25 protein-coding genes are annotated in these 25958 nt (G+C 71.3%); 9 read left to right on the top strand and 16 right to left on the bottom strand.

Annotated elements, in window-relative coordinates; genetic code table 11:
• The 5 genes from phnK to phnG all read right to left on the bottom strand — a co-directional run bounded on the left by phnK (nucleotide 1) and on the right by phnG (nucleotide 4050).
• Nucleotides 1-783 (bottom strand): phosphonate C-P lyase system protein PhnK, encoded by a 783-nt coding sequence (gene phnK, locus KF708C_RS27275; protein ID WP_020203576.1) that lies wholly within the window; start codon nucleotides 781-783, stop codon nucleotides 1-3.
• Nucleotides 780-1742: an alpha-D-ribose 1-methylphosphonate 5-phosphate C-P-lyase PhnJ gene (locus tag KF708C_RS27270; protein WP_059414182.1), complete on the bottom strand. Its 963-nt coding sequence runs from the start codon at nucleotides 1740-1742 to the stop codon at nucleotides 780-782. Before KF708C_RS27270 ends, phnK begins: the two co-directional genes overlap by 4 nt.
• Entirely contained in the window at nucleotides 1739-2884 is a 1146-nt protein-coding gene (locus KF708C_RS27265; protein ID WP_059414180.1) for a carbon-phosphorus lyase complex subunit PhnI, read from the bottom strand. The genes KF708C_RS27270 and KF708C_RS27265 overlap by 4 nt, the downstream gene beginning before the upstream one ends.
• Nucleotide 2885: 1 nt before the next feature.
• Nucleotides 2886-3464: a phosphonate C-P lyase system protein PhnH gene (gene phnH / locus KF708C_RS27260; protein WP_059414178.1), complete on the bottom strand. Its 579-nt coding sequence runs from the start codon at nucleotides 3462-3464 to the stop codon at nucleotides 2886-2888.
• Nucleotides 3465-3537: 73 nt separating this feature from the next.
• Complete coding sequence (phnG, locus tag KF708C_RS27255; RefSeq protein ID WP_059414176.1) at nucleotides 3538-4050, bottom strand: phosphonate C-P lyase system protein PhnG; 513 nt, start codon at nucleotides 4048-4050, stop codon at nucleotides 3538-3540.
• 197 nt (nucleotides 4051-4247) lie between these two features.
• On the opposite strand from phnG, the gene phnF reads away from it, so the two are divergent.
• The 4 genes from phnF to phnN all read left to right on the top strand — a co-directional run bounded on the left by phnF (nucleotide 4248) and on the right by phnN (nucleotide 7702).
• Nucleotides 4248-4982, top strand: a complete 735-nt coding sequence (phnF, locus tag KF708C_RS27250) for a phosphonate metabolism transcriptional regulator PhnF (protein ID WP_059414174.1) — start codon at nucleotides 4248-4250, stop codon at nucleotides 4980-4982.
• Between the two features lie 145 nt (nucleotides 4983-5127).
• Nucleotides 5128-6321 carry an alpha-D-ribose 1-methylphosphonate 5-triphosphate diphosphatase gene (locus KF708C_RS27245; RefSeq protein WP_020203582.1) on the top strand — a complete coding sequence of 398 codons (1194 nt, stop codon included), beginning with the start codon at nucleotides 5128-5130 and terminating at the stop codon, nucleotides 6319-6321.
• A 20-nt stretch (nucleotides 6322-6341) separates the two neighbouring features.
• Complete coding sequence (locus tag KF708C_RS27240) at nucleotides 6342-7076, top strand: DUF1045 domain-containing protein (protein WP_020203583.1); 735 nt, start codon at nucleotides 6342-6344, stop codon at nucleotides 7074-7076.
• Entirely contained in the window at nucleotides 7073-7702 is a 630-nt protein-coding gene (gene phnN, locus KF708C_RS27235) for a phosphonate metabolism protein/1,5-bisphosphokinase (PRPP-forming) PhnN (protein WP_059414172.1), read from the top strand. The genes KF708C_RS27240 and phnN overlap by 4 nt, the downstream gene beginning before the upstream one ends.
• 46 nt (nucleotides 7703-7748) lie before the next feature.
• Here the strand turns inward: phnN and KF708C_RS27230 are convergent, their stop codons facing one another.
• Nucleotides 7749-8669 carry a LysR family transcriptional regulator gene (locus KF708C_RS27230; protein ID WP_059414171.1) on the bottom strand — a complete coding sequence of 307 codons (921 nt, stop codon included), beginning with the start codon at nucleotides 8667-8669 and terminating at the stop codon, nucleotides 7749-7751.
• A gap of 125 nt (nucleotides 8670-8794) precedes the next feature.
• On the opposite strand from KF708C_RS27230, the gene KF708C_RS27225 reads away from it, so the two are divergent.
• Genes KF708C_RS27225 through KF708C_RS27215 form a run of 3 tightly spaced genes read left to right on the top strand, consistent with a single transcriptional unit; the run spans nucleotide 8795 to nucleotide 12416 of the window.
• The gene (locus KF708C_RS27225) at nucleotides 8795-9988 is read left to right on the top strand and encodes an FAD binding domain-containing protein (protein WP_059414169.1); all 1194 of its coding nucleotides are present in this window, start codon (nucleotides 8795-8797) and stop codon (nucleotides 9986-9988) included.
• A 54-nt stretch (nucleotides 9989-10042) separates the two neighbouring features.
• A complete protein-coding gene (locus tag KF708C_RS27220) occupies nucleotides 10043-11245 on the top strand; it encodes an alpha/beta hydrolase family protein (RefSeq protein WP_059414167.1) in 1203 nt (400 codons plus the stop codon).
• Nucleotides 11246-11303: 58 nt separating this feature from the next.
• Nucleotides 11304-12416 (top strand): alkene reductase, encoded by a 1113-nt coding sequence (locus KF708C_RS27215; protein ID WP_020203588.1) that lies wholly within the window; start codon nucleotides 11304-11306, stop codon nucleotides 12414-12416.
• Between the two features lie 24 nt (nucleotides 12417-12440).
• On the opposite strand, the gene KF708C_RS27210 is transcribed toward KF708C_RS27215, so the two are convergent.
• The 6 genes from KF708C_RS27210 to KF708C_RS27185 all read right to left on the bottom strand — a co-directional run bounded on the left by KF708C_RS27210 (nucleotide 12441) and on the right by KF708C_RS27185 (nucleotide 18054).
• Nucleotides 12441-12947 (bottom strand): GNAT family N-acetyltransferase, encoded by a 507-nt coding sequence (locus KF708C_RS27210; RefSeq protein WP_059414164.1) that lies wholly within the window; start codon nucleotides 12945-12947, stop codon nucleotides 12441-12443.
• Between the two features lies 1 nt (nucleotide 12948).
• Nucleotides 12949-13494: a phosphonate degradation HD-domain oxygenase gene (locus tag KF708C_RS27205; RefSeq protein ID WP_059414162.1), complete on the bottom strand. Its 546-nt coding sequence runs from the start codon at nucleotides 13492-13494 to the stop codon at nucleotides 12949-12951.
• A gap of 67 nt (nucleotides 13495-13561) precedes the next feature.
• On the bottom strand, nucleotides 13562-14353 hold the full coding sequence (phnE, locus tag KF708C_RS27200) for a phosphonate ABC transporter, permease protein PhnE (RefSeq protein WP_020203591.1): 792 nt from the start codon (nucleotides 14351-14353) through the stop codon (nucleotides 13562-13564).
• A 177-nt stretch (nucleotides 14354-14530) separates the two neighbouring features.
• Nucleotides 14531-15526 carry a phosphonate ABC transporter substrate-binding protein gene (gene phnD, locus KF708C_RS27195; RefSeq protein ID WP_020203592.1) on the bottom strand — a complete coding sequence of 332 codons (996 nt, stop codon included), beginning with the start codon at nucleotides 15524-15526 and terminating at the stop codon, nucleotides 14531-14533.
• A gap of 109 nt (nucleotides 15527-15635) precedes the next feature.
• Nucleotides 15636-16466, bottom strand: coding sequence for a phosphonate ABC transporter ATP-binding protein (phnC, locus tag KF708C_RS27190; RefSeq protein ID WP_059414160.1), 831 nt, complete (start codon nucleotides 16464-16466; stop codon nucleotides 15636-15638).
• A 262-nt stretch (nucleotides 16467-16728) separates the two neighbouring features.
• Nucleotides 16729-18054 carry an aspartate aminotransferase family protein gene (locus tag KF708C_RS27185; RefSeq protein ID WP_020203594.1) on the bottom strand — a complete coding sequence of 442 codons (1326 nt, stop codon included), beginning with the start codon at nucleotides 18052-18054 and terminating at the stop codon, nucleotides 16729-16731.
• Between the two features lie 201 nt (nucleotides 18055-18255).
• Here KF708C_RS27185 and KF708C_RS27180 point away from each other — a divergent pair, with 201 nt between their 5' ends.
• Entirely contained in the window at nucleotides 18256-19149 is an 894-nt protein-coding gene (locus KF708C_RS27180; RefSeq protein WP_020203595.1) for a MurR/RpiR family transcriptional regulator, read from the top strand.
• Nucleotides 19150-19208: 59 nt separating this feature from the next.
• Here the strand turns inward: KF708C_RS27180 and KF708C_RS27175 are convergent, their stop codons facing one another.
• Nucleotides 19209-20132, bottom strand: coding sequence for a transporter substrate-binding domain-containing protein (locus tag KF708C_RS27175; protein WP_059414159.1), 924 nt, complete (start codon nucleotides 20130-20132; stop codon nucleotides 19209-19211).
• A gap of 346 nt (nucleotides 20133-20478) precedes the next feature.
• Here KF708C_RS27175 and KF708C_RS27170 point away from each other — a divergent pair, with 346 nt between their 5' ends.
• Nucleotides 20479-20880, top strand: coding sequence for an OsmC family protein (locus KF708C_RS27170; protein ID WP_059414157.1), 402 nt, complete (start codon nucleotides 20479-20481; stop codon nucleotides 20878-20880).
• A 144-nt stretch (nucleotides 20881-21024) separates the two neighbouring features.
• On the opposite strand, the gene KF708C_RS27165 is transcribed toward KF708C_RS27170, so the two are convergent.
• The 3 genes from KF708C_RS27165 to KF708C_RS27155 form a co-directional block, all read right to left on the bottom strand.
• Nucleotides 21025-22257: a bifunctional alpha/beta hydrolase/OsmC family protein gene (locus KF708C_RS27165; protein ID WP_020203598.1), complete on the bottom strand. Its 1233-nt coding sequence runs from the start codon at nucleotides 22255-22257 to the stop codon at nucleotides 21025-21027.
• Between the two features lie 233 nt (nucleotides 22258-22490).
• Nucleotides 22491-23654, bottom strand: a complete 1164-nt coding sequence (locus tag KF708C_RS27160) for an acyl-CoA dehydrogenase family protein (RefSeq protein WP_020203599.1) — start codon at nucleotides 23652-23654, stop codon at nucleotides 22491-22493.
• A 46-nt stretch (nucleotides 23655-23700) separates the two neighbouring features.
• Nucleotides 23701-25944: an acetate--CoA ligase family protein gene (locus KF708C_RS27155; RefSeq protein ID WP_231586602.1), complete on the bottom strand. Its 2244-nt coding sequence runs from the start codon at nucleotides 25942-25944 to the stop codon at nucleotides 23701-23703.
• Between the last annotated feature and the right edge of the window lie 14 nt (nucleotides 25945-25958).

Here is a 25958-nt window from a genome sequence, read left to right as displayed (position 1 = left end):
TCAGCTCTGCAGGATGGAGGACACCAGCAACTGGGTGTACGGGTGGTGCGGGTCGTCGAGGATCTGGTCGGTCAGGCCGCTTTCCACCACGCGCCCGCCCTGCATCACCAGCGTGCGGTGCGCCAGCAGGCGCGCCACGGCGAGGTCGTGGGTGACGATGATGGCGGCCAGCCCCAGGTCGGCCACCAGGCCGCGCAGCAGGTCCAGCAGGCGCGCCTGCACGGACACGTCGAGCGAGGCGGTGGGCTCGTCCATGAACACCAGGCGCGGATGCGTGACCAGGTTGCGGGCGATCTGCAGGCGCTGCTGCATGCCGCCCGAGAAGCTGGCCGGCGCGTCGTCCAGGCGGCCGAGGTCCAGCTCCATGCGCTCCATCCAGGTGCCGGCCACCTGGCGCAGCTCGCCGTAGTGGCGCCCGCCCACCGCCATCAGGCGCTCGGCGATGTTGGCGCCGGCGCTCACGCGCATGCGCAGGCCGTCGCGCGCGTTCTGCCGCACGAAGCCCCAGTCGGTGCGCGCCAGCAGCCGCAGGCGCGCGTCCGACAGCGTGGCGAGGTCGGTCAGGCCCTGCTCGCGGGTGTCGTAGCTGACGCTGCCCGCCTCGGGCGCGGCCTGCCACGACACCGCCTGCAGCAGCGTGCTCTTGCCCGAGCCGGATTCGCCCACCACGCACAGCACCTCGCCGGGGAACAGGTCGAAGCTCACGTCGTGGCAGCCGTGCACGCCGTCCCAGGTGCGGGTCAGGCCGCGCACGGACAACAGCGGCTGGTCGGTGCGGCTCATGCTGGCTCCTTGCTGGTGCTGGTGCTGGTGCTGGTGCTACCGGCGCTGTCCGCGGCGTTGGCCGGGCCGGTCAGGCCCTGCTCCTGGCGCGTGGCGCAGTATTCGGTGTCGGAGCAGACGAACATGCGCCCGCCCGCGTCGTCGATGATGATCTCGTCGAGATAGCTGTCGGTCGAGCCGCACAGCTCGCAGCAGCCGGCCCAGGTCTCCACCGCGAACGGATGGTCGTCGAAGTCCAGGCTCTTGACGCTGGTGTACGGCGGCACCGCGTAGACGCGCTTCTCGCGCCCCGCGCCGAACAGCATCAGCGCCGGGCTGTGGTCCAGCTTGGGGTTGTCGAACTTGGGGATCGGCGAGGGCCGCATCATGTAGCGCCGGTTCACCATCACCGGGTAGTCGTAGGTGGTGGCGATGCGGCCGTGGCGCGCGATGTCCTCGTACAGCTTGACGTGCATGGCGCCGTATTCGGCCAGCGCGTGCATGGTGCGCGTCTCGGTCTCGCTCGGCTCCAGCCAGCGCAGCGGCTCGGGGATAGGCACCTGGAACACCATGATCTGCCCGGCCGCCAGCGGCGTCTCGGGGATGCGGTGGCGGGTCTGCACGATGCTGGCCTCGGCGGTGCGCTCGGTGGTGCGCACGCCGGTGACGCGGCCGAAGAAGCGGCGGATGTTGATGGCGTTGGTGGTGTCGTCCGAGCCCTGGTCGATCACCTTGAGCACGTCGTCGCCGCCGATGACGGAGGCCGTGACCTGGATGCCGCCGGTGCCCCAGCCGTAGGGCAGCGGCATCTCGCGGCTGCCGAACGGCACCTGGTAGCCGGGGATCGCCACCGCCTTGAGCAGCGCGCGGCGCAGCATGCGCTTGGTGGATTCGTCGAGGTAGCCGAAGTTGTAGTGCTCGTCGCGCACCACGGCGTCGGGCGCGGCATTCTCGTTGGGGGTCGTGCTGGCGTTGGTCATGATGCGAGTGCCTCCTGCGCTTGCGGGCCGTCCTGCGCGGGCCGGGCGTCCGCTTCGGGCCCGGCCGGCGCGGCCTGGGCGCGCTCGGCGCGCAGCCGGCGCAGCAGTTCGAGGTTGGTCTGGAAGTCCACGTAGTGCGGCAGCTTCAGATGCTGCGTGAAGCCGGACGCTTCCACGTTGTCGCTGTGGTAGAGCATGAACTCGATGTCGTTGGCGGGCGCGTCGGCGGCCTCGCCCAGTTCGGCGGCGCGCATGGCGCGGTCGGCCAGCGCCATCGACATGGCCTTGCGCTCGCCGTAGCCGAACACCAGGCCGTAGCCGCGCGTGAAGCTCGGCCCTTCCTGCGCGTTGCCGGCGAACTGGCTGACCATCTGGCATTCGGTGACTTCGACCTCGCCGATGGTCACGGCAAAGCCGAGCTCCTCCACGAACAGCTCCACCTCCGCCTGGCCGTAGCGGATCTCGGCCGCGAACGGATGCGAGTTGCCGTAGCCGCGCTGGGTGGAATAGCCCATCGACAGCAGGAAGCCTTCGTCGGCGCGCGCCAGGTTCTGCAGGCGCGCGGGGCGCGCCGCCGGCAATGCCAGCGGCTCGCGCGTCAGGTCGGGCGGAGCGGGGTCGCCGGCCGGCACGGTCTCCGGCTCGATCAGCGATTCCTGGCGCAGCAGGTCAGTCACGCGCGGCATGCGCGCATCGAGCGTCGCCTGCGCGGGCGGCAGCGGCGCGCGGTCGCGCTCGGCCTCCAGCGTGAAGTCGAGCAGGCGCTGGGTGTAGTCGTAGGTCGGCCCGAGCACCTGCCCGCCCGGCACGTCCTTGAAGGTCGACGAAATCCGGCGCTGCAGGCGCATGGTGCCGGTATCGAGCGGCGCGCAATAGCCGAAGCGCGGCAGCGTGGTGCGGTAGGCGCGCAGCAGGAACACGGCCTCGATCAGGTCGCCCGCGGCCTGCTTGATGGCCAGCGCGGCGAGGTGCGGGTCGTACAGCGAGCCCTCGGCCATCACGCGCGACACCGCCAGCGGCATCTGCTCGCGCACCTGCGCCAGCGTCAGCTCCGGCACGGCGCGGTCGCCGCGGCGGTAGTCGTCGAGCATGCGATAGGAATTCAGGATGGCGCGTTCGCCACCTTTGACGGCTACGTACATGTCAGGCCTCCACCTGGGTGGTGCGCGGCAGCGCGCTCAGGGCGTGGCCGCTGGTCAGCAGCACGTCGACGCCGAGCGGGAAACGCGCGTGGTTGTCCCGCCACTGGGTCCAGAAAGCGGCGGGCAGGCCTTGCGCGCGCAGCGTGGCCTCGTGCTCGATGCCGGGGCCGCGCAGCGTCGCCGCCGGGCCGTTAGCCAGCGAGGCCACTTCCAGCAGCAGCGTGGCGGAGCGGTCCGGGTAGGCCGGATCGCCCTGGGCGCAGTCCGCGAGGTCCGGCGCGGCATGGCCCGCCGGCACCGCCACGAAGACCGCCCGCGCCACCTCGTCCACCAGCGGGCAGCCGCAATGGAAGCGCAGGAAGGCGCGCACCGCCGCGGGCGTGCCGGGCGGCAGCCACAGCGGCGTGTCGGCGTCCACCAGCGTCAGCAGCAGCGCGCTCAGCGCCGGCGACAGGCCGTGCGGCACGCCGCAGGGCTCATGCAGCTCGCGCACGCTGCCGGGACGCGACATCGCGTCCAGCGCGGCGCGGAAGGTGCGCTGCGCCGACGTCACCGCGTCGTCGAAGCCGGGCAGCAGCATCGCCGCGCCGGCACGGCCCGCGGCCGCGTTGTCACTACCTGCCGCCGGGGCGGCAATCGCTTGGCCTGGCATCTCAATCCTCTCCACGCACCATCGTAAAAAACTCCACCTTGGTCTGTGCCGCCACCGCCGCCTGCCGCGCGTCGCGCGCCGCGCGCGCCTGCGCCAGCGGGGCGACCACCGCGGCCTGCACGCGCTCGTGCCAGCCGGGCAGCTGCAGCAGCGCGTCCAGCACCGCGATCTGTTCCGCCTGGCGGTGGGTGCGGCCCTGCACATAACCCACGCCGACCACGCCGCCCTCGTCCGACGCCATCGTCACCGCGCAGCGCGTGACGCTGACTTCGCCCAGGTTGAACTGCGCGCCGGCGCCGCCGGCACGGCCGCGCACCATCGCCATGCCGCTCTCGGGCTTGCGCAGCAGCCGGTGGGCGGGCAGCGTGCCGAGCTCGCCGAAGGCCCGCTCGAGCGCTTCCGGCGCGGCCAGCGCCAGCTCGCGCAGCCAGGCGGCGCGCGCCGCCTGCTCCGCCGCGAGGCCGCGCGGGGCGCCGGCGGTGCGTTCGGTATCTTCGGTATCGGTTCGATCCATCTGTACATCCCCTATACGTCTATACGTTTAGATGTAGAATACCATCCACCGACCGAACTAGACCACAGGCAGATGAATCTTTCATGACGGCCCGCCAGCTTGTCCGGATCGACGCACGCGGCGCGCCGTTGAGGCACAATCGCATTCCATTGAAGCATGCCGATGATGAACGCTGGATGACGAAGGGACGGGAAACGATGCTGGAACAGGAAGTCGAACGGGGTTCGGGAGTCGCGGTGTGGCGCCAGATCGGCGAGGCCCTTGCGCTCGACATCCGCAACAAGCTCTACGAACCGGGCGAGCGCCTGCCGCCGGAGCCGGAGCTGGCCAGCCGCTTCGCCGTCAACCGCCACACCATCCGCCGCGCGATGGGCGAGCTGGAGCAGAACGGGCTGGTGCGCATCGAGCAGGGCCGCGGCACCTTCGTGCAGGAGCACGCGATCGACTACGCCATCGGGCGGCGCACGCGCTTCTCGCAGAACCTGGCCAGCCAGGGCGTGCGCGGCCACGTCGAGGTGATCGAGTCGCAGACCCTGCGCGCGCCCGAGATCGCCAAGCACCTGGGGCTGGCGCGCAACGCCCCGATCCTGCGCGTGCAGATGCTCGGCAAGGCCGAGGCGCGCACCATCGACGTGGCCGAGCACTACTTCGATGCGGCGCGCTTCCCCGAGCTCGAGGCGCAGTTGCGCGCGCGCCAGTCGATCTCCAAGGCGCTCGCGCATTTCGGCGTGGCCGACTACACCCGCAAGTGGTCGCGCATCACCGCGGCCATGCCGACCGCGCCGGTGGCGCGCCAGCTCAACCAGCCCAAGACGCGGCCCATCCTGCAGGTGGAAGCGCTCAACGTCGATACCGCCGGCACGCCGCTGCACTACAGCGTGGTGCGCTTCGCCGGCGACTGGGTGCAACTGACCGTGGCCGACCAGGACTGAGAGGCCCGCACAGGAAAACCGGCGCCGCCGGGCGCCGGGCAGCAGCATCGTTTTCCAGGCCATTGCCGCATCATGCGATGGCCGCCCGAGCAACAAAATTGGTCTAGACATCCGCTTGTCATCTGACCACGCTAAGGTCGCCAGCATGGATACCACTCTCGCCCCTCATCCCACTCTCGCCGGCCTCAGCGGCCGGCGCGTCCTCACCGCCGGCGGCATCGCGCCGGCCAGCCTGGCGTTCCGCGACGGCTGCATCGGCGCGCCCGGCGCCGCCGGGCCCACGCTCGACGCCGGCGACCTGCTGGTGCTGCCCGGCATCGTCGACATCCACGGCGACGCCTTCGAGCGCGCGGTGATGCCGCGCCCCGGCGTCAGCTTCCCGTACGCCGGCGCGCTGTTCGACGTGGACCGCCAGCTGCTGTCGCACGGCATCACCACCGAGCTGCACGGCGTCACGCTGTCGTGGGAAGGCGGACTGCGCGGCGAGGCCTATGCCGAGCGCATGTTCGACGGGCTGGAGCGCATGCGCGGCGCGCTGGGCGCGCAGCACCACGTGCACCTGCGCTTCGAGGCGCACCACGTGGGCGGGCTGGACACCGCGCTGGCGTGGATCGCCAGCGGCAAGGTGCGCTTCCTGGCCATCAACGATCACCTGCCGATGATGCTCCGGCGCATGCAGGACACGCGCAAGCTCGCCGGCTACGCCGAGCGCGCCGAGTGCGACACGGCCACCTTCCGCGCTCGCCTGGAGCAGGCCGCCGCGCGCGCCGGCGAGGTGCCCGCCACCGTGGCCCGCCTGATCGCCGCGGCGCGCGCGGCCGGCCTGCAGGTGGCCTCCCATGACGACGGCGACGCCGCCACGCGCCAGGGCTTCCACCAGCAGGGCTGCCTCGTCGCCGAGTTCCCGCTGACCGTGGACGTGGCCCGCGCGGCGCGCGCGCTGCGCAACCTGACCGTGTTCGGCGCGCCCAACGTGGTGCGCGGCGGCAGCCACACCGGCGCGCCCGACGCCACCGAGATGATCGCCGCGGGCCTGTGCGACGTGCTCGCCTCCGACTACTACTACCCGGCGCCGCTGCAGGCCGCCTTCCGCGTCGCCCAGCTCGGCGTGCTGCCGCTGCCGGCCGCGTGGGACCTGGTCTCGCGCAACCCGGCCCGCGCCGCCGGCCTGACCGACCGCGGCACGCTCGGCCCCGGCCTGCGCGCCGACGCCATCCTGGTCGACGACCGCAACCCCGCCCTGCCCCAGGTCTGCGCCACCATCGTCGGCGGCGTCCTGCACCACGCCACGCGCGCCTTCCCGCTGCAGCAAGCCGGCGGCGAGCGCCGCGCCGCCTGACCCCACGCCCGCCCAGCCCGATGCAGCCGCCCGCCTACCGCTACGCCATCTACCTCACTCCCGCGGCGCCGTGGCGCGACCTCGGCGCGCGCTGGCTCGGCCGCAGCGCCGAGACCGGCGCCCCGGTCGAGCGCCTCGCCGGCGATGCGCGCCTCGCGCGCTGGACCGAGGCGCCCGCGCACTACGGCCTGCACGCCACGCTCAAGGCGCCGTTCCGCCTCGCGCCCGGCCGCACGCCCACCGCGCTCGACGCCGCCCTGCGCGCATTCGCGCTCGACCGCCATCCGTTCGCGGTGCCGCTGGCGCTGCGCAACCTGCGCGGCTTCCTGGCCTGGTGCCTGGGCGACGACCACGCCGCCAACGCGCGCATGCACGCGCTGGCGGACGCCGCCGTGCGCGAGCTCGACGCATTCCGCGCCCAGCCCACCAGCGCGGAAATCGCGCGCCGCAAGCCCGACGCGCTGCAGCCCGAAGCGCGCCGCATGCTCGCAGCCTGGGGCTACCCCTATGCGTTCGAGACCTTCATCTTCCACATCACGCTCAGCGGCCAGCTCGACGCGGCCGACCAGGCCGCCGCCACCGCGCTGCTGCAGGCGCACGCCGGCCACCTGCTGGCCACGCCGATGCCCGTGCGCGACGTAAGCCTGTTCGTCCAGCCCGCGCCCGACGCGCCGTTCGTGGCCGCGCGCCACTACGGCTTCGACGGCAGCACCGCCGACGCCGCCGGCGCGGCCCTGCTGGAGGAGGCGGCATGAGCGGCGGCATCAGCGATGTCACGAGCGATGTCACGCGCGACGCCGGCCGCCAGCTGGTCTACCTGATGGGCCCGTCGGGCAGCGGCAAGGACTCGCTGCTGCGCGCGCTGCACGAGCGCCTGCGCCCCGGCGAGCGCGTGGTGATCGCGCACCGCTACATCACGCGCGCCAGCGGCGCCGACGAGGCCAGCGTCGCCATCACGCCGGCCGAGTTCGCGCGCCGCGCGGCGCTGGGCTGCTTCGCGCTGCAGTGGGACAGCCACGGCCTGCATTACGGCATCGGCATCGAGCTCGACCACTGGCTGGCGCAGGGCCTGTGCGTGGTCGTCAACGGCTCGCGCGAATACCTCGCGCGGGCGCACGCGCGCTACCCCGGCCTGCACGCGGTGCAGGTCGGCGTGCGGCCCGAGGTCCTGGCGCAGCGCCTGCGCCAGCGCGGCCGCGAGGACGAAGCCGACATCGCCCGGCGCCTGGCGCGCGCGGCCGAGCCGTTTGCCGTGCCGGCGGGATGCCGCTTCACCGAAATCGACAACAGCGGCAGGCTGGAGACGGCGGCGCAGCGCTTGCTGGAAGTCGTGCGGGAAGCACAGGAAGCCACCGGGCTGCCGGCCGCGCGGCGCGCCTGAATGTCACGCGGCGGCGGCGGCGCGCAGCCGGCCGCCACCGCGCCATTCAGGCGTTGCCCTGCCGGTCCCAGTACGGCGGCGCGCCGAAACGCTCGATGAAAAAGTCCACGAACGCGCGCACCTTCTGCGAGGCGCGCCGGTTCGGCAGGTAGACCGCCTGGATCGCCCCGCCCGCGCCCAGCCCCGCCTCCCAGCCCGGCAGCACGGCGCGCAGCCGGCCGGCCTCGATGTCGGCGCCGACCAGCCAGCTCGGCATCAGGATCAGCCCCATGCCGCCGATGGCGGCCTCCCGCAGCATCTCCGAATTGTTCGCGCGCAGGCTGCCGCCGACGCGCACCGCCTCGTCCGAGCGCCCCGAGAAGCGCCAGATGCTGCTGCCGCGCGCGTAGGAGAAGGTCAGGCAGTCGTGCCCGGCCAGTTCGGCGGGCGCCTGCGGCTCGCCGCGCCGGGCCAGGTAGTCCGGGCTCGCGCACACCAGCCGCCGGTGCGGCGCCATCCTGCGCGCCACCAGGCTGGGGGCGTCGACGCTGCCCAGCCGGATCGCCAGGTCGAGCCGCTGCGCCACCAGGTCGACCACGTCGTCGGTCATGGTGAGATCGAGCCGGATGCCGGGATACATGCGCGCAAACTCGGGCAGCGCCGGCGCGATGTGCAGGCGCGCGAACGCCACCGGCAGGCTCGCCCGCAGCAGCCCGCGCGGCGGCCCGGCGGCCTCGCCGGCCTCCAGGTTGGCGCTCTCCAGGTCGCCCAGGATGCGCACCGCGTGCTCCAGGTAGCTCTCGCCCACGCTGGTCAGCGTCACGCTGCGCGTCGAGCGGTTCAGCAGCTGCGTGCCGAGGCTGGCCTCCAGCGCATCGACCTGCCGCGTGACCGACGACGTGGCCACGCCCATGCGCCGCGCCGCGGGCGCGAAGCCGCCTTCCTCGATGACCGCCACGAAAGCCTTCAAGGCAGCGAATGTGTCCATGCACGGGGTCCGGTTTATCGTTGCGTACAACGCAACGCACCTGCCGAACCTTACCCGATTATCAGCGCCGTCGCTACGGCCTAAAGTGAGGGCGTCAACACCACCACCGCACCCCGGAGCCAACCATGCCAGCCTCCCGCCCCCAGCCTCCCCGCCCCGAGACCCCGTCCCGGCGGCGCGCGCTCGTCGTCGGCGGCTCGCTCGGCGGCCTGTTCGCCGGCAACCTGCTGCGCCGCGCCGGCTGGGAGGCCGACATCTACGAACGCTCCCCGCGCGACCTCGACAGCCGCGGCGGCGGCATCGTGCTGCAGCCCGAGGTCGTCGAGGCCTTCCGGCTGTCCGGCGTGACGCTGCCGGACAGCGCGCTGGGCGTGGGCTCGCAAGCGCGCGTGGTGCTGCGCCCCGACGGCTCGGTCCAGAGCCGCCGGGACGCGCCGCAGACGCAGACCTCGTGGTCGCTGATCTATTCGACGCTGCGCCAGGCGTTCGGCGCGGCGCACTATCACCAGGGCCGCGCGCTGGCCGAGGTCCGCCAGCTTGCCGACCGGCGCGTCATTGCGATCTTCGAGGACGGCACGCAGGCAAGCGCCGACCTGCTGGTCGGCGCGGACGGCGGCAACTCGCGCATCCGCCGGCAACTGTGGCCGCTCGCCCAGCCGTCCTACGCCGGCTACCTCGCCTGGCGCGGCCTGCTGCCCGAGGACGCCATGCCGGCCGTCGCCCGGGAAGCCCTGCATGGCGACTTCGGCTTCGCCAACAACCGCGGCTCCCATATCCTCGGTTATCTCGTGCCCGGCCCGGGCAACGACACGCGCCCCGGGCACCGCCTCTACAACTGGGTCTGGTACCGCGTGGCCGGCGCCGCGCAACTGCGCAGCATCATGACCGACGCAACCGGGCGCCAGCGCGGCCACGCCATTCCCGAAGGCCTGCTGGCGCCGGCGTGGCGCGAGCACGTCTACCGCGAGGCCGACGCGCTGCTGCCCGCGCCGTTCCGCGCGGTGGTCAGGGCCACCGCGCAGCCCTTCGCCCAGGCCATCCGCGACCTCGCGGTGGACCACATGGTCGACGGCCGCGTGATCCTGCTGGGCGACGCCGCCTCGATTCCCCGCCCGCATACCGCCGCCAGCACCTCGAAGGCCGCCGCCAACGCCATCGCGCTCGCCGCCGCCCTGCGCGCCTTCCCGGACGACCCCGACCGCGCGCTGGCTAGCTGGGAGCCGCAGCAGGTGCTGCTGGGCCAGCGCCTGCGCGACCACGGCCGCGACATCGGCCAGCGCCTGCTGTTTCATGCCGCCCATCCCGTCGGCGTGGGCTAGTCGCCCACGCGCCACACCCAGGTCTTTTTTCCACTCAAGCCAAGGAGCCATGCCATGAAATTCCTCTTCGACGACGAATCGTTCTCTTTCGAAACCCTGCGCACCGCCGGCTTCGCCAACTACGGCGGCGCCGATCTCGGCGAGGTCATCGTCACCGCGCGCGCCATTCCCGAAGGCGACGAAGCCGCCTGGCTGAAGCAGTGGGAAGCCACCGCCGACCGCGTGGCCCGCATCGGCGAAAACGCGCTCGCCGCAGGGCACCGCGTGAGCGCGCGCGAAGCGTTCCTGCGCGCCTCCAACTACTACCGCACGGCGGAGTTCTTCAAGCGCGCCGCGCCCGTGGGCGACGCCGACGTCGCGCGGCTGTCGGGCCGCTCCACGCAGACCTTCATCCAGGCCGCGCAACTGCTCGACACGCCGTTCGAGATCGTCGAGATCCCCTACGAGGGCACCACGCTGCCCGGCTACCTGTTCCTGGCGGACAGCACCGGCGAGCCGCGCCCCACCGTCATCTACAACAACGGCTTCGATTCGACGCAGGAAGAGTCGTACGTGGCAATCGGCGCCGCGGCCCTGCGGCGCGGCTACAACGTGCTGGCCTTCGACGGCCCCGGCCAGGGCGCGGCGATCCGCGGCGCCGGGCTGCCGTTCCGCCACGACTGGGAGCACGTCATCACGCCGGTCATCGACTTCGCGCTCACGCGCCCGGAAGTCGACCCCGCCAGGATCGCCCTGTTCGGCTACAGCCTCGGCGGCTACCTGGTCGCCCGCGCGGCGGCCTTCGACCACCGCCCCGCCGCGATCATCCTCGACGACGGCATCCTGGACTTCCACGCCGCCTTCGAGCACATGCTGCCGCCGTTCCTGCTGGACTGGATCGGCGCGCACAAGGACGCCGAAGCCGACGCGGTGCTGCGCATGCTGATGCTCGCCAAGACCGGCGCGCGCTGGGCCATGCGGAACGGCATGTGGACCTTCGGCACGTCCTCGCCCAGCGAGTTCGTGCGCCTGACGCGGCGCTACACGCTGGCCGGCGTGGCCGGCGACATCCGCGCCGCCACGCTGGTGCTCGACGCCGAGAACGACCAGTTCCTCAAGGGCCAGCCCCAGGCAATCCACGCGGCGCTGAACGCGCCCAAGGCGCTGGTGACGCTGACCGAGGCCGAAGGCGCCGGCGAGCATTGCCACATGGGCGCGATGTACCGCGCCCACCAGACCATCTTCGACTGGCTCGACGACACCCTGGCCCGCGCCTGACCCCTGCCGCAGGCTGCCGCGCGCCGCGCGGCGCCCCCTCACCCCACGGAGCAAGACCATGAACCAGCACCTCTTCCGGCCAATCGCGCTCGGCCCGCTCACCCTGAAACACCGCGTCGTCATGGCGCCGCTGACGCGCTCGCGCGCCGGCCAGCCCGGCGACGTGCCCACCGCCATGAACGCCGAATACTACCGGCAGCGCGCCGGCGCCGCGTTCATCGTCACCGAGGCCACGCAGATCTCGCGGCAAGGCCAGGGATATGCGTGGACGCCCGGCATCTACAGCGACGCGCAGGTCGAGGCCTGGCGCGCGGTCAGCGACGCCGTGCACGGCCAGGGCGGCACCATCTTCATGCAGCTCTGGCACGTCGGCCGCGTCTCGCACCCCATGTTCCAGCCCGACGGCGCGCTGCCGGTCGCGCCCAGCGCCCTGCCCGTGCCGGGCAAGACCTTCATCATCGACGAACAGGGCAAGGGCGCCTGGGGCGACATCCCGGTGCCGCGCGAACTCACGGTGGAAGATATCGGCGCCATCGTCGCCGACTACCGGCGCGCCGCGCGCAACGCGATGCGCGCCGGCATGGACGGCGTGGAGATCCACGCCGGCAACGGCTACCTGCTCGACCAGTTCATCAACAGCAGCAGCAACCACCGCCAGGATGCCTACGGCGGCAGCATCGAGAACCGCGCGCGCCTGCTGCTGGAAGTGGTGGCAGCCGTGACGGACGAAGTGGGCGCCGGGCGCGTCGGCGTGCGGCTCACGCCGATGGGGCGCTTCATGGGCATGGGCGACGACACCCCGGAGGCCACCTTCGGCCATATCGCCAGCCGGCTCAACGACTGGAACCTGGCCTATCTCCACCTGGTGGAGCCGGCCATCGCGGGAACCGTGAAGGACGAGAGCGCCGACCCGCGCCGCGACGCCATCATCGGCCAGATGCGCGCGGCCTACCGCGGCGTGCTGATGCTGGCCGGCGGCTACGACGGCGAGGCCGCCGAGCAGGCGCTGGCCAGCGGCCGGGCCGACCTGATCGCCTTCGGCCGCCTGTTCATCGCCAACCCCGACCTGCCCGCGCGCCTGCGCGGCGGCCACCCGCTCAACACACCCGACGCGGCCAGCTTCTTCGGCGGCGACAGCCGCGGCTACACCGACTATCCGGCGCTCGGCTGAACGGCAGGCGGACCGGCTGGCGGCTCAGCCTGCGGCCAGGTCGATGCTGAAGCTGATGCCGTGCTCGCGGAAGCCGAGCCGGCGGTAGAACTGGTGCGCCTGCAGCCGGCGCCCGTTGGACGACAGCGCCAGCTTGTCCGCGCCGGCCTCGCGCGCCAGCCGCATGGCGGCATCCATCATGGCCGAGCCGACGCCGCCGCCGCGCGCGCTCTGCGTGACCACCACGCCTTCGATGACGGCCTCGTTGTGCCCGGCGTGCACCAGCACCGGAAACACCAGCAGGCTGAAGGTGCCCAGCGCCGCGCCGCCGGCATCGCGCATCAGGTAGCAGCGGTAGTCGGGCACGGCCCGCACGCGGGCGAACAGCGCGCGCATGCGCGGCAGCGGCAGCGGCGCCTCGCCGTCCATCTCGGACAGCAGCGCGGCCACCTGCGCCAGCTCGGCGTCGGTGCCGGTGACTTCGTGCAGCGTCAGCGCGCCCGGCGCGGCGGACACGACATCGCCCCGGCCCGGCGCATTGTCCTCAGCCATATCAGGCTGCCTGTGCCGGCCGGCGCAGGCAGCGCGCCACGATCGGCAGGTAATGTTCCAGCGGCGGCGTGGCGAGGCCGACCACCTTGGCGAGATCGTCGTAGCGGCGCAGGCGCACCGCCTCCGCGCCGTGGGGCTGCGCGAGGAAGGCTTCGGCCTGGGCCGCGTCGAACGGGCCGCCCTGCAGCGCCAGGCTCTGCTGCGAAGCCGGCGACAGCGCGGCCTGATAGCCCGGCTCGATGGCGCACAGGTAGCGCTTGGCGGCCACGTGCAGGCGGACCGGCTCGGTCACGGCCGGGCCGAAGCCGACCGCGAGCAGGTCGGCGCCGACTTCCTGGTGGCGCATGTCGGTGGTGCTGTCCTCGGCCATCACGAGGTGGCCGAGGTCGTGCAGCAGGCTGGCCACCACCAGCGGCTCGGGGTCGCCGGCCTGCTCGGACAGGTGGGCGCATTGCAGCGCGTGCTCGGTCTGGGTGATGGCTTCTCCGCCGTAGTAGTTGGCGCCGTGGCCGGAGAAGAGGATTTCGATGCGCCTGAGGATGGTCATGAACTGATGTGTCGAGTGGAAAAGCCGGCGTCTTCCGGGTTGCGCGCCGGACGTGGTGGCGTCGCGCTCAGACCAGCGCCTTGCGGATCTGGGCGGACAGCACGTCGATGCCGGTGACGAAGATGACGATGATGATCATCACGGCGCAGGTCTCGGCGTACTGGAAGCTGCGGATGATCTCCCACAGCACGGTGCCGATGCCGCCGGCGCCGACGATGCCCAGCACCGAGGCCGAGCGCACGTTGGATTCGAAGCGGTACAGCGCGAACGAGATCCACAGCGGCAGCACCTGCGGGATCACGCCGTAGACGATTTCCTCCAGCGCGTTGGCGCCGGTGGCGCGCACGCCCTCGACCGGGCGCGGGTCGATCGACTCGGTCGCCTCGGAGAACAGCTTGGCCAGCACGCCGGTGGTATGCACCCACAGCGCCAGCACGCCGGCGAAGGGCCCCAGGCCCACCGCCACGATGAACAGCATGGCGAACACCATTTCGTTGATGGCGCGGCAGGCATCCATCACGCGCCGCATCGGCTGGTAGACCCAGCCCGGCACGATGTTGGCCGAGCACGCCAGGCCCAGCGGCACCGCCGCCACCACGGCCAGGAAGGTGCCCCAGATGGCGATCTGCACCGTCACGATCATCTCGTCGAGATAGATGCGCCAGTCGCGGAAGCTCGGCGGGAAGAAGTCGGCGGCGAACTTGCCCATGTTGCCGGAGTCGCGCAGCAGATCGAGCGGGCGCATGTCGGCGCCCTGCCAGGACAGCGCCAGCAGCGCGAGCACCACGGCCCACACGAACAGGACTGGCAGGCTGGTGCGCGGCGGACGGGCGGCGCGGGGCGAGGTGGCTGGGATCATGGCGGGGTTGGCGGGACGATGCATAAAGACAAGAAAACCGGAAGCCCGGAAAGGCGGGCGTGAGTACTGCGGCGCCGCCCGGGCGGCCCGCCCCGGTTCTGCGGGACGGGCCGCGCGCGGCGGCGCGGCTGCTGCGGTACGGCTGCTACGTTGCTGCGGTGAAGCTGGCGGTGGCGCTTACTGGGCGCTGGCCGCGGCGACCTTGTCCAGCTCGGCCAGCTTGCGGCTCACGTCGGCCAGGCGCTTTTCCTTGTCGGCGCCGGCCAGCGTGGTGTCGGACTCGATCTTGGCCTTTTCCTTGGCCAGCTCGATCTGGCGGATCGGCACCAGTTGCGCGTCGGTCGAGGCGCGGAAGCCCTGGTACGTCAGCGGGGCCAGGTTGGCCTTCTCGCGGGCGGCGTCGGCGCCCTTGCCGTAGTTGACGAAGAAGGTCTTGATCTTGAGCTTGAGGTCGGCCGGCAGGTCCTTGCGGTAGACCAGCGGATCGGCCGGGATCAGCGGCGACTTCCACAGCACGCGCACCTGGTCGTAGGCGTTCTTGCCGGTGTTGATGCGATAGCGCTCGAAGTTCTCGGTGTTGTTCACCGCCACGTCGACCTGCTTGTTCAGCACCGACAGCAGGTTGGTTTCATGGTTGCTCACGCGCACGGTCTTGAACAGCGTCTTCGGCTCGATATTGCGCGCGCCCCACAGGTAGTGGCCCGGCACGGCGGTGCCGGAGGTCGAGTTCGGATCGCCCGCGCCGTAGCTCAGCGACTTGCCGTTCTTGATGACGTCGTCGACCGACTTTAGGTCGCTGTCCTTGTTGACGATCAGCAGCGACCAGTAGCCGGGGTTGCCGTCCTTGTCGATCACCGAGGCGAACACTTCGCCGTTGGCGCGGTCCACGGCTTCCATCGCCGCCTTGTTGCCGTACCACGCGACCTGCACCTTGTTGAAGCGCATGCCTTCGATGATGCCGGCGTAGTCGGAGGCGAAGAACGGCTTGACCTGCATGCCGAGCTGCTTGCTGAGGTCGTCGATCACCGGCTGCCAGGCCGACTTCAGGTTGGAGGAGGTCTCGGTCGAGATAAAGCCCATCGTGATGGTCTTGCCTTCCTGGGCAAGGGCGGGCAGCGACAGCGCGCTGGCGGCGCCGGTCGCGATCAGGGCAACAAAGGTTCTGCGCAGCATGTAAAGGCTCCGGGAGAAAACGGGATTGAGGCTGGGTTGGGATTGCTTGCGGTAAGACTGGCGAAAGCGCTACGGGAAAGACATCGGGACCGGTGCGGGACGCGCGGCGTCAGGCGGCCGCCAGCCCGGCGGGCGCCAGCGCCGGCGCGTCCTGCAAGGCGTCATGCGGCAGGAGTTCATCCGCTTCGGTGCCGTAGAGGTCGCGCAGCATGGCCGCCGTCAGCGCCGCCGAGGGGCCGTCGTAGACCACCTGGCCGTGGCGCAGCGCGACCACGCGCGGGCAGTAGCGCATCGCCACGTCCACCTGGTGCAGCGACACCACCACCGCCACCTTGCGCGTGCGGTTGATCTGCGCGAGCAGCTCCATCACGCGGCGCGCGGATTCCGGATCGAGCGAGGCGATCGGCTCGTCGGCCAGGATCACCTGCGCGTTCTGCACCAGCGTGCGGGCGATCGCCGCGCGCTGCTGCTGGCCGCCCGACAGGGTCGAAGCCCGTCGAAACGCATAGTCGTCTATACCAACCTGGGCAAGCGCTTGCAGCCCCGCGTCGATTTCCTCATTCCGGAAATAACGCACCAGGCTGCGCCACAGCGGCACGCGCGGCAGCATGCCGGTCAGCACGTTGGTGATCACCGGCAGGCGCCCCACCAGGTTGAACTGCTGGAACACGAAGCCGATCTCGGCGCGGGCGCGGCGCACGTCGCGCGCCAGGCGCCCGTCCTGCTGGATCACCCGCCCGTTGACGACGACCTTGCCGGCGCCGGCGTCGCCAGCCACGAAACCGGCCAGATGGCGCAGCAGCGTGGACTTGCCGGAGCCGGAAGCGCCCAGCAGCGCCACCATTTCACCCTGGGCGACGGCGAGGCCGACATTGTCCAGCGCCTTGCGTCCCGCCTGGAACGACTTGGACAAGCCGTGCACTTCGATCGCATGCGTCATCCCGCTCTCCTTGCATCATCACTTGCATAAACAGTGAGCGCATTCTGGGTGGCGCTGATGACAAAACGATGAAGGTTCGAGCATGGCGCCCTGGAAAGCGGCCAGGCATGCCGCCGGCGCATGCCAAGCGGTGCCGGGACGACATGGCGCCCGGCCGCGGCGCCCGGCCGCGGCGCGCGACCGGGGGGCCGCTTTCCGGCGGGCGGCCCGTCCTGTAGACGGGAGACGACATTGCCGACGCCGGTCCCGCCCCGGGCACGCCTCAGCCCGGCAGCACCGCCGCCACCGAGTCGGCGAAACGCGCAATGATGCGGTCGATGTCCTGCGCCGTGCAGATGAACGGCGGCGCGAACAGCACGTGGTCGCCATGCACGCCGTCGACCGTGCCGCCCATCGGATAGACCAGCAGCCCGTTCTGCATCGCCGCGGACTTGAGCCGCGCATGCGTCTTCAGGGCCGGGTCCAGCGTGGCCTTGCTGGCGCGGTCGGCCACGAACTCCACGCCGACGAACAGCCCGCGCCCGCGCACGTCGCCCACGTTGGGGTGATCGCCGAGCGCCGCGCGCAGGCCCGCGCGCAGCTGCTCGCCGCGCGCCCGCACGTTGTCGAGCAGATTCTCCTCGGCAATCGTGCGCTGCACGGCCAGCGCCGCCGCGCACGCGGTGGCGTGGCCGATGTAGGTATGGCCATGCTGGAAGAAACCGCTGCCGCCCACGATGGCGTCATAGATGCGGCCAGTCGACAGCATCGCGCCGATCGGCTGGTAGCCCGCGCCGAGGCCCTTGGCGATGGTCACGATGTCGGGCACCACGCCGTCTTCCTCGCACGCGAACAGGTAGCCTGTGCGGCCCATGCCCGCCATCACCTCGTCGAGGATCAGCAGCACGCCGTACTTGTCGCACACCGCGCGGATACGCCGGAGGTAATCGGCCACCGGCGGCACCGCGCCGGCCGTGGCGCCCACCACCGTCTCCGCCACGAAGGCGGCCACGCTGTCCGGCCCCAGCTCCAGGATCATCGCTTCCAGCTCGTCGGCCAGCCGCTGCGCGTATTGCTGGCCGGTCTCGCCGGCGCGCTGGTCGCGGTAGGCATAACAGGGCGAGACGTGATGCGCCGGCACCAGCAGCGGCAGGAACGGCTCGCGCCGCCAGGCATTGCCGCCGATGGCCAGCGCCCCGAGCGTGTTGCCGTGATAGCTCTGCCGGCGCGCGATGAAATGGCGGCGCGCGGGCTGGCCGGTCTCCACGAAATACTGCCGCGCGAGCTTCAGCGCCGCCTCCACCGCCTCCGAGCCGCCCGAGACGAAATACACGTGATCGAGATCGCCCGGCGCGGCGCGCGCGAGCGTGTCGGCCAACGCCTCCGACACCTCGGTGGTGAAGAACGAGGTATGCGCGTAGGCGATGCCGTCCAGCTGCCGCTTGATCGCCTCGATCACGCGCGGATGCCCGTGGCCGAGACAGGACACCGCCGCGCCGCCGGACGCATCGAGATAATGCTTGCCGTTGTTGTCGATCAGCTCGATGCCGCGGCCGGCGACGGCCACGGGAAGCGCCTGGCGCGGATTGCGGTGGAAGACGTGGGTCATGGTGTGCGGTACGGGAACGGGGCGGAGATGCCGGCCCGGGCAAGTATAAGGAAACGCCGCCGCGTATGCAACATATGTTTCCCAAATACGATGGATGGATTCACTTGATTCTTGCTTGCCGGAGCCCCGCCGGCCAGCCGCCCGGAACGCGCCGCCGAAGATTGTGCAACAATCGTTGCATCCATTCACACCGGACCCACGATGCCGACCGAAAGCCCCCAGCCGCCGCAGACCCTGGACGACCTGCAGGCCCACCTGCGCGAGCACTTCGCTTCCCTCAGCGCGCAGTTCCAGGCCGGCGCACGCTACCTGCTCGACCACCCGCAGGAAGTGCCCATGCTGTCCATGCGCAAGATCGCCGCCGACGCCGGCGTGCAACCCGCCACGCTGGTACGCCTGGCCCAGTTCCTCGGCTTCGACGGCTGGCAGGGCCTGCGCGAACTGTTCGTGGCCTCGCTGCGCGGCGGCCCCCAGCCCTACGCCAAGCGCGCCCGCAAGGTGGTGCGCGAAAGCGGCTCCACGCGCATGCTGGCCGAGATGCTCGAAGTCCAGCACCGCAACCTCGAGCGCACCGGCGCCGCCAGCGCCGACGCCATGCCGCGCGCGGCCGAGCTCATCAGCGCCGCGCCCAGCGTGCACGTGGCGGGCTTCCGCTCGTGCTACCCGATCGCCTTCACCTTCCACTACCTCTACCGCCTGTTCCGCGCCTCGGTGCACCTCGTGCGCGGCGACGCCGGCACGCTGGAAATGGAACTGCGCGCCTTCGCGCCCAGGGACGCGGTGGTGGTCGCCAGCTTCGCGCCCTACTCGCAGGAAAGCATCCGCGTGGCCACCGCCGCGCACGAAGCCGGCTGCCGTGTGATCGCACTGACCGACAGCACCGTCGCCCCGATCGCCCTGCACGCCGACTGCACGCTGCTGTTCTCGCTCGACAGCCCCTCCTTCTTCCCCTCCATCACCGCCGGCGTGGCGCTGGCCGAGGCGCTGGTCGAGCAACTGCTGGCGAAAAAGGGCAAGGGCGCCATCAAGGCGCTCGAACTGGCGGAGGGGCAGCTTCACCAGACCGGGGCGTATGTGGCGGCGAAAAGGAACTGAAGAGGCTGAGGGAAGCTGAACGCCGCCCTATCGCCCTATCGCCCTATCGCCCTATCGCCCTATTCGAACGCCTCGTCGCTCGGCTGCTCGTAAGCCTTCCTGACCGCGGCGCTCATCGGGAACTCGAAGCTCACGTTCTTCGGCGGAATCGGCTTGTTGAACCACTTGTCGTACATGACGCGGATCTCGCCGCTCTTCATCAGGCCGGTGATGACGCCGTCGACCAGCTTCTTGAACTCGGGATCGTCCTTGCGCATCATGAAGCCGTAGGCCTCGAACGACTGCGGCGTGCCCACCACGGTCCAGTCGGCCGGCGCCGGCGCCGTGGTCTTGACGCCCGACAGCAGCACGTCGTCCATCATGAAGGCGGCCACCCGGCCCGACTGCAGGATCAGGAAGGACTCGCCGTAGTCCTTGGCGCTCTGGATGGCGATGTTGGCCTTCTTTTCGTCGTTGAGCCTGCGCAGGATGCGTTCGGAGGTGGTGCCGGCGTTGGTCACCACGGCCTTGCCGGACAAGTCGCCGAAGTCCTGCACCGGGCTGCCCTTCTTCACCAGCAGGCGCGTGCCCGCCACGAAGAAGGTGGTGGAAAACGCCACCTGCTGCTGCCGCGCCTTCAGGTTGGTGGTCACGCCGCACTCCAGGTCGACGGTGCCGTTCTGCACCAGCGAGATCCGGTTCTGCGACGTCACCGGCACCATGTGCACCTGCAGGCTGGCCACGCCGGCCCGCCTGCCGGCCTCGGCGATGACCTTGTCGCAGATGTCCTGGGAAAAGCCGACCACCTTCTGGCTGCCGTCGTAGAACGAGAACGGTATCGACGAGGTGCGGTGCCCGATCGAGATCGTCCCGGTCTCCCGGATCTTGGCCAGCGTGGCGCCGGCCGGCGCATCCGCCGCATGGGCCGCCGGCACGCCGCACACCGCCGCGGCCATGCCGCACACCGCCGCCCTCATTGCCTTCGTTGCTTCCAGTGCTTTCATCGATTGCTCCTTGTCTGGCGGATACGGACATCCGTCGTCGTTTCAGATGCTAGCCACTGAGCAACATTTGTTCCATCATGGATAACCATGAAACAATCGTATTTTCCGAGAAAAAACCGAAACAGGCGATGCAATGCACAATCGTGGTGAAACACATGGTGCAAAGCGGCATGGTTTTGGCGCACGGCAGCGCCCCGGGCCCCGCCGGCCCCTTTTGCGGGCGGGCGCGGGCATGGTTACAATCGGCTTCGCCGCCCGCGCCCCGCGCTGCCGCATCGCGGCCGCCGGGCCGTTGATCCGAGAACGGAAAACACGCGCCGCCCCGCAACCCCTGCCTGGACCCATCATGTCGAACTCACAAGCCACCGCCCGCCTGGGCCCCGCCGACGCCAACTATCTCGTGCACCTGCAGGCCGGCAGCCACGCGCTGACCGGCGACGAATCCGCCGGCCTCGGCGGCACCGACCAGGGACCGGCGCCGTTCGCCTTCGTGCTGTCGGGGCTGGTGTCCTGCACCGCGATCACGCTGAAGATGTACATGCAGCGCAAGGGATGGCCGGTGGCCGACGTGGAAGTCACGGCGGCGTTCCAGGGAAAGGACGAGGCGCGCTTCATCCGGCGCGAGGTCAAGGTGAGCGGCGCCGACCTGGGCGAAGCCGAACGCGAGCGGCTCGCGCAGATCTGCGAGCGCACGCCGGTGACGCTGTTCCTGAAGGCGGCGTCGCGGATCGAGACGACGTTGGTGTAGGGGACGTTATCGGGAAAAGCCTTGGGGCGCTGCCCGGTTGGGGCACGCGGGCGACTTCGCTCTGGCGAGCGCTGACCCGCTCCCCCGGCCCCTCCCGCGAGCGGGAGAGGGGGAAAGCCAGCGACCGACTACCAGCAAAGAAACCTACTTCGCCCCAGCCTCCGCCGCATGGGTGCGGATCACCACCTCGGAATGCAGGGTGCGGTGCACCGGGCATTTGTCGGCGATCTCCAGCAGGGCGGCGCGCTGCGCGTCGTCGAGCGGGCCTTGCATGGTGATCTCGCGCTCGATCCAGTCGATCTTGCCTTCGGTGGTGGCGCAGTCCGAGCAGTCGGCCGCGTGGATCTTCTCGTGGCGCAGCGACACGGCCACGTGTTCGAGCGGCCAGCCCTTGCGGTCCGCGTACATGCGCATGGTCATCGAGGTGCAGGCGCCGAGCCCGGCCAGCAGCAGGTCGTAGGGCGCCGGGCCGCCGTTGAGGCCACCGAACGAGACCGGCTCGTCGGCCACCAGCCGGTGCGGGCCGGCGGCGATGCGCTGCTGGTACTTGCCGATGTGCGCCTCTTCCACCCGCACGAAACCTTCCTCGGCCACCGCAGGCGGCATGTCGAGCGTCTCGGTGCCGAGGTAGCGCTGGCTCCAGGCGGCGATGGTGTTGGCCACGTAGATGGCGTCTTCCTTGCGCGTGAGCAGGTGGTCGGCGCGGTCCAGCGAGACGAAGCTTTTCGGGTGCTTGGCGGCGATGAAGATCTGGGTGGCGTTGTCGATGCCCACGGTGGTGTCCTGCGGCGCGTGCATGACCAGCAGCGCGCGGCGCAGCCGGGACACGCGCTCGAGCAGTTTCTGCTCGCCCACGTCCTCGAGGAACTGGCGCTTGATGCGGAACGGCCGGCCGGCAAGCTGCACTTCGGCTTCGCCCTCGGCCGCGATGCGCGCGGCTTCTTCGCCGAACAGGCCGACCACGTGGCCGGGATCGCTGGGCGCGGCGATGGTCACGACGGCCCTGGCTTCGGGCACGCCTTCCGCGGCGGCCAGCACGGCCGCGCCGCCGAGGCTGTGGCCGATCAGCAGCGCGGGCGCGCGGTAGTGCTGCCGCAGGTAGTCGGCCGCCGCCAGCAGGTCGGCCACGTTGGACGAGAAATTGGTGTTGGCGAAGTCGCCGCCGCTGCCGCCAAGGCCGGTGAAATCGAAGCGCAGCACGCCGATGCCGTGCTCGGTGAGCGCCTGCGCGATGCGCGTGGCGGCAAGCACGTCCTTGCCGCAGGTGAAGCAATGGGCGAACAGGGCAAAGGCCCGGACCGGGCCGGCCGGTAGATCCAGCCGCGCGGCGAGCTGCTCGCCATCGCTTCCGGGAAACTGCAGGCGCTGGGCTTCCATGGGCATCCTCATCGGTAACGCAAGCTGTGCGGGGGTTCCCACTCTAGCGCAAGTTCGCGCCGCGGGGGCGGCGCGGCGTGCGCTACCGGGCGCAATGCCCCGGCGCGCCACACCGCGCGCGCGGCCGCGCGCCGCACGCTTGCCAGCATGCGCCTTCCGTTGTACACAGGAAGGCACCCCGGGCGGCGGCGATGCCGCGCCCGCCGCCCGGGCGATCCAAGCTGCCGGGATGACTACGCCGCCTTCGGCTTTTCCGGCCGCTGGGAGAAGGTCCGCTCGAACACCGACTCGGCGATGCGGTTCTTGAGGATCTCGATCGAGCCGCCCGCGATCATCCAGCCGCGGCAGCGGCGCAGGCAGTATTCCACCAGCGCTTCCTGGCTGTAGCCCATGCCGCCCATCACCTGCAGCGCTTCGTTGGCCACGTCGAAGCCGGCCTGGTTGCAGAAGGCCTTGGCGATGGCGGTCTCCTCGGCCGACGGAAAGCCGCTGTCGGCGTTGGCGGCGGCGCGGTACAGCAGCAACTGGCCGGCGTCGAGCTTGATCTTCATCTCGGCGAACTTCCATTGCAGGCCCTGGAACTCGCACAGCAGGCGGCCGAACTGGCGGCGCTGCATGGCCCATTCACGCGCCACCTGGTAGGCGTAGCGGCCGAGCGCCAGCGAGCGCGCGGTGTTGCCCATGCGTTCCACGTTGAAGCCGGCGATCTGCTTCTTGAAGCCGCCCTCGCCGAGCAGCACGTCGGTGGCGGGGATGCGCACGTCCTCGAAGTAGATCTGCGCCCACTCCTCGCCCGACATGAAGCGCGAGCGCTGGCCGATGCGCACGCCCGGCAGGCGGGTGTCGATCAGCACCGAGCCGATGCCGCCCACGCCGGGGCCGAAGCGCACGTAGGCCAGGATCACGTCGGCGTGCGGGCCGTGCGTGGTGAAGACCTTGGTGCCGTTGATGATGAAATCGTCGCCGTCGGGCGTGGCGGTGGTGCGCAGCTCGGTCACGGCGGAGCCGGCCTCGGGCTCGGTCATGCCGACCGAGATCAGCGCCTCGCCGGCCAGCAGGCGGCTGAGCCATTTGTCCTTCTGCGCCGGCGAGCCGTACTCCGCCAGCACGCGGATGGCGCCGAAATTGCCGGCCTGGATCACGTCGGCGCTGCGCGGGCACACCGCCGCCACCGCCTGGATGGCGATGATGGCGTCCATCAGGCTGCCGCCCTGGCCGCCGTCGGCCTCTGCCACGGTGATGCCGAGCAGCCCCTGCGCGCTCATCTTGCGGGCCACGTCCCAGGGATAGTCGTCGGTGTGCGCGCGGGCCACCGCGCCGGGCAGCAGCTCCTTCTGCGCGAAGCGGGTCACGGCCTGCTCGAACTCGGCCTGCTCCGGGGTCAGCTTGAAATCCATCGTTGTCTCCGTTTGCTGTTTCGGTGAATCCTGTCCATGCCGCGGCTCAATGCCGCGCGTCCTGGGCGTCCTGCGCGCCCGCTTCCGCCAGCCGCACCACGCAGTCCACGCCGACCACGCCGTCGGCGCGCACGAACAGCGGGTTGATCTCGGCCTCGCGCACGCGCACCTCGTGCAGCGCCGCCAGGCGCGAGAAGCGCACGATGGCGTCGGCCAGCGCATCCATGTCGCCGCGCGGCAGGCCGCGGAAGCCGCGCACCAGCGCCGTGCTGCGCACCTCGCCGATCATCTCCACGGCCTCTTCGCGCGTCACCGGCGCGGGCCGCAGGCTCACGTCGGCGTGCAGCTCGGCGGCGATGCCGCCCGCGCCGAGCATGACGACGGGCCCGACCAGCGGGTCGTCGCGGTAGCCCAGCATCAGTTCCAGCAGCTTGTCCTCCATGCGCTGCACGAGGATGCCGTCGAGGCGCGCGGCGGGCGCGGCGCGCGCCACGCTGGCCAGGATCGCCGCGCCGGCCTGCTCCAGTTCCCGGGTGTCGCGCACGCCCACGCGCACGCCGCCCACGTCGGTCTTGTGCAGGATGTCGCGCGAGCAGATCTTGGCGACCACCGGATAGGGAATGCCGTGATGGGCCTCGCCGGCGGGCACCAGCGCCAGCGGCGCGATCGGCACGCCCAGCGCCGCGAACACCTGGGCGGCCTCATATTCGGACAGGTCGCCGGCCAGCGGCAGGCCGCGCGGCCATGCCTGCGGCGCGGGCGCGTCGCCGCTGTCGGCCGGCGCGCGCGCCGCCCGGAACAGTTGCGCCAGCGCGTCGGCGCAGGCCTCCGGCGTGCGGAACGCGGCCACGCCCGCGGCCTGGAGCACGCGCAGCGATGCCGCCGCCTCCGGCGCGAGGAAGGCCAGCAGCGGCTTGCCGGCGCCACTGCCGGCGGCCTCGACGATGGGACGCACGGCCAGCTCGGGATGGAACTGCGCCGACGACCCGGCCACGCACAGCACGGCGTCGCACCAGTCGCTCTGCAGCAGTTGCTCGACCAGGTCCTTGTACTGCGCGCTGGTCGCGGCCAGCGTCAGGTCGATGATGGGGGTCTGGCGGATGCGCACGCCGCGCGCCGCCATGTGGGCGATGAAGGCGTCGGGCGGCGCCACCGCCTCGATGCCGGACAGCCCCAGGCGGTCGACCACGGTGGCCGCGCCGCCGCCCGTGGTAGTGACCACCGCCACGCGCGGCGGGCGCGCCAGCGCGGGCACGCGGCTGCCGTAGCGCTGCGCCAGCGGCGCGGCCTCGAACAGCGTTTCCAGCATTTCCACGCGCATCACGCCGTGCTTGCGCAGGAACGCGTCGACCGCGGCGTCGTTGCCGGCCAGCGCGCCGGTGTGCGACTGCGCCAGCGCCTCGCCCTGCGCCGAGCGGCCCAGCTTGTAGGTGATCACCGGCTTGCCCGCGGCGCGCGCGCGGCGCAGCGCCGGGCCGAGCACGGCGGCGTCGCGGATGGTTTCCAGGAACAGCAGGATGACGCCGGTCTCGGCATCGTCGACCAGCAGGTCGACCAGCTCGCCCACGCCGACGTCGCTCTCGTTGCCGACCGACGCCAGCTTGGCGAAGCCCAGCCCGCGCGCCGCGCCGCGCGACAGCAGCGCGCCGAGCATCGAGCCGCTTTGCGAGACCAGGCTGATGGGGCCGGCATGGAGCTCGTCCATCTCGAACACCGCGTTGACGGACAGCACCGCGCCGGCCGCCACGTTGACCACGCCGATGCTGTTGGGCCCGACCAGCCGCACGCCCGCCTCCGCGGCCTTGCGCACCAGCGCCTGCTGCGCGGCCATGCCGGCCTCGCCGGTCTCGGCGAAGCCGTCGGAGAACACCGTGACCACCTTCACGCCGCTGGCCGCGCATTGCGCCAGCGCGGCCTCGACCTGGCTGCCCGGCACCATGACGAAGGCGTGGTCCACCGGCCCCGGCACGGCCGCCAGCGACGGATAGGCCTTCTCGCCGAGCACCTCGGCGCGCGTGGCGTTGATCGGGTAGAGACTGCCGCCGTAGCCGTGCTTGCGCATGAAGCGCATGGGCCGGGCGGTATTCTTGGCGATGTCGCTGGAGGCCCCGATCAGCGCCACCGAGCGCGGCGCGAACAGCGCGGCGGCCAGCGCGGCGCCGGTCGCCGGGCGCGTGGTGTCGGACTGCTTGCCACCGACGCTATTGCCAGCGTTATTGCCCACGCTATTGCCAGCTTCCACGCCGGCGGCGCCGCCCGTCTGCGCGGCGGTTTCGATCACTTCTTTCATGTCGTTTCTCATCG

The sequence above is a fragment of the Cupriavidus basilensis genome (assembly GCF_000876015.1).
GTDB classification, from domain to species: Bacteria; Pseudomonadota; Gammaproteobacteria; order Burkholderiales; family Burkholderiaceae; genus Cupriavidus; species Cupriavidus basilensis_B.
The sequence above is the reverse complement of the archived record's forward strand: the minus strand, read 5'-3'. Positions and strand labels throughout refer to the sequence as shown.

Coding starts and splice junctions, on each gene's coding strand:
- phnK (WP_020203576.1), bottom strand. CDS start 783: ATGAGCCGCACCGACCAGCCGCTGTTGTCCGTGCGCGGCCTGACCCGC.
- KF708C_RS27270 (WP_059414182.1), bottom strand. CDS start 1,742: ATGACCAACGCCAGCACGACCCCCAACGAGAATGCCGCGCCCGACGCC.
- KF708C_RS27265 (WP_059414180.1), bottom strand. CDS start 2,884: ATGTACGTAGCCGTCAAAGGTGGCGAACGCGCCATCCTGAATTCCTAT.
- phnH (WP_059414178.1), bottom strand. CDS start 3,464: ATGCTGCTGCCCGGCTTCGACGACGCGGTGACGTCGGCGCAGCGCACC.
- phnG (WP_059414176.1), bottom strand. CDS start 4,050: ATGGATCGAACCGATACCGAAGATACCGAACGCACCGCCGGCGCCCCG.
- phnF (WP_059414174.1), top strand. CDS start 4,248: ATGCTGGAACAGGAAGTCGAACGGGGTTCGGGAGTCGCGGTGTGGCGC.
- KF708C_RS27245 (WP_020203582.1), top strand. CDS start 5,128: ATGGATACCACTCTCGCCCCTCATCCCACTCTCGCCGGCCTCAGCGGC.
- KF708C_RS27240 (WP_020203583.1), top strand. CDS start 6,342: ATGCAGCCGCCCGCCTACCGCTACGCCATCTACCTCACTCCCGCGGCG.
- phnN (WP_059414172.1), top strand. CDS start 7,073: ATGAGCGGCGGCATCAGCGATGTCACGAGCGATGTCACGCGCGACGCC.
- KF708C_RS27230 (WP_059414171.1), bottom strand. CDS start 8,669: ATGGACACATTCGCTGCCTTGAAGGCTTTCGTGGCGGTCATCGAGGAA.
- KF708C_RS27225 (WP_059414169.1), top strand. CDS start 8,795: ATGCCAGCCTCCCGCCCCCAGCCTCCCCGCCCCGAGACCCCGTCCCGG.
- KF708C_RS27220 (WP_059414167.1), top strand. CDS start 10,043: ATGAAATTCCTCTTCGACGACGAATCGTTCTCTTTCGAAACCCTGCGC.
- KF708C_RS27215 (WP_020203588.1), top strand. CDS start 11,304: ATGAACCAGCACCTCTTCCGGCCAATCGCGCTCGGCCCGCTCACCCTG.
- KF708C_RS27210 (WP_059414164.1), bottom strand. CDS start 12,947: ATGGCTGAGGACAATGCGCCGGGCCGGGGCGATGTCGTGTCCGCCGCG.
- KF708C_RS27205 (WP_059414162.1), bottom strand. CDS start 13,494: ATGACCATCCTCAGGCGCATCGAAATCCTCTTCTCCGGCCACGGCGCC.
- phnE (WP_020203591.1), bottom strand. CDS start 14,353: ATGATCCCAGCCACCTCGCCCCGCGCCGCCCGTCCGCCGCGCACCAGC.
- phnD (WP_020203592.1), bottom strand. CDS start 15,526: ATGCTGCGCAGAACCTTTGTTGCCCTGATCGCGACCGGCGCCGCCAGC.
- phnC (WP_059414160.1), bottom strand. CDS start 16,466: ATGACGCATGCGATCGAAGTGCACGGCTTGTCCAAGTCGTTCCAGGCG.
- KF708C_RS27185 (WP_020203594.1), bottom strand. CDS start 18,054: ATGACCCACGTCTTCCACCGCAATCCGCGCCAGGCGCTTCCCGTGGCC.
- KF708C_RS27180 (WP_020203595.1), top strand. CDS start 18,256: ATGCCGACCGAAAGCCCCCAGCCGCCGCAGACCCTGGACGACCTGCAG.
- KF708C_RS27175 (WP_059414159.1), bottom strand. CDS start 20,132: ATGAAAGCACTGGAAGCAACGAAGGCAATGAGGGCGGCGGTGTGCGGC.
- KF708C_RS27170 (WP_059414157.1), top strand. CDS start 20,479: ATGTCGAACTCACAAGCCACCGCCCGCCTGGGCCCCGCCGACGCCAAC.
- KF708C_RS27165 (WP_020203598.1), bottom strand. CDS start 22,257: ATGGAAGCCCAGCGCCTGCAGTTTCCCGGAAGCGATGGCGAGCAGCTC.
- KF708C_RS27160 (WP_020203599.1), bottom strand. CDS start 23,654: ATGGATTTCAAGCTGACCCCGGAGCAGGCCGAGTTCGAGCAGGCCGTG.
- KF708C_RS27155 (WP_231586602.1), bottom strand. CDS start 25,944: ATGAAAGAAGTGATCGAAACCGCCGCGCAGACGGGCGGCGCCGCCGGC.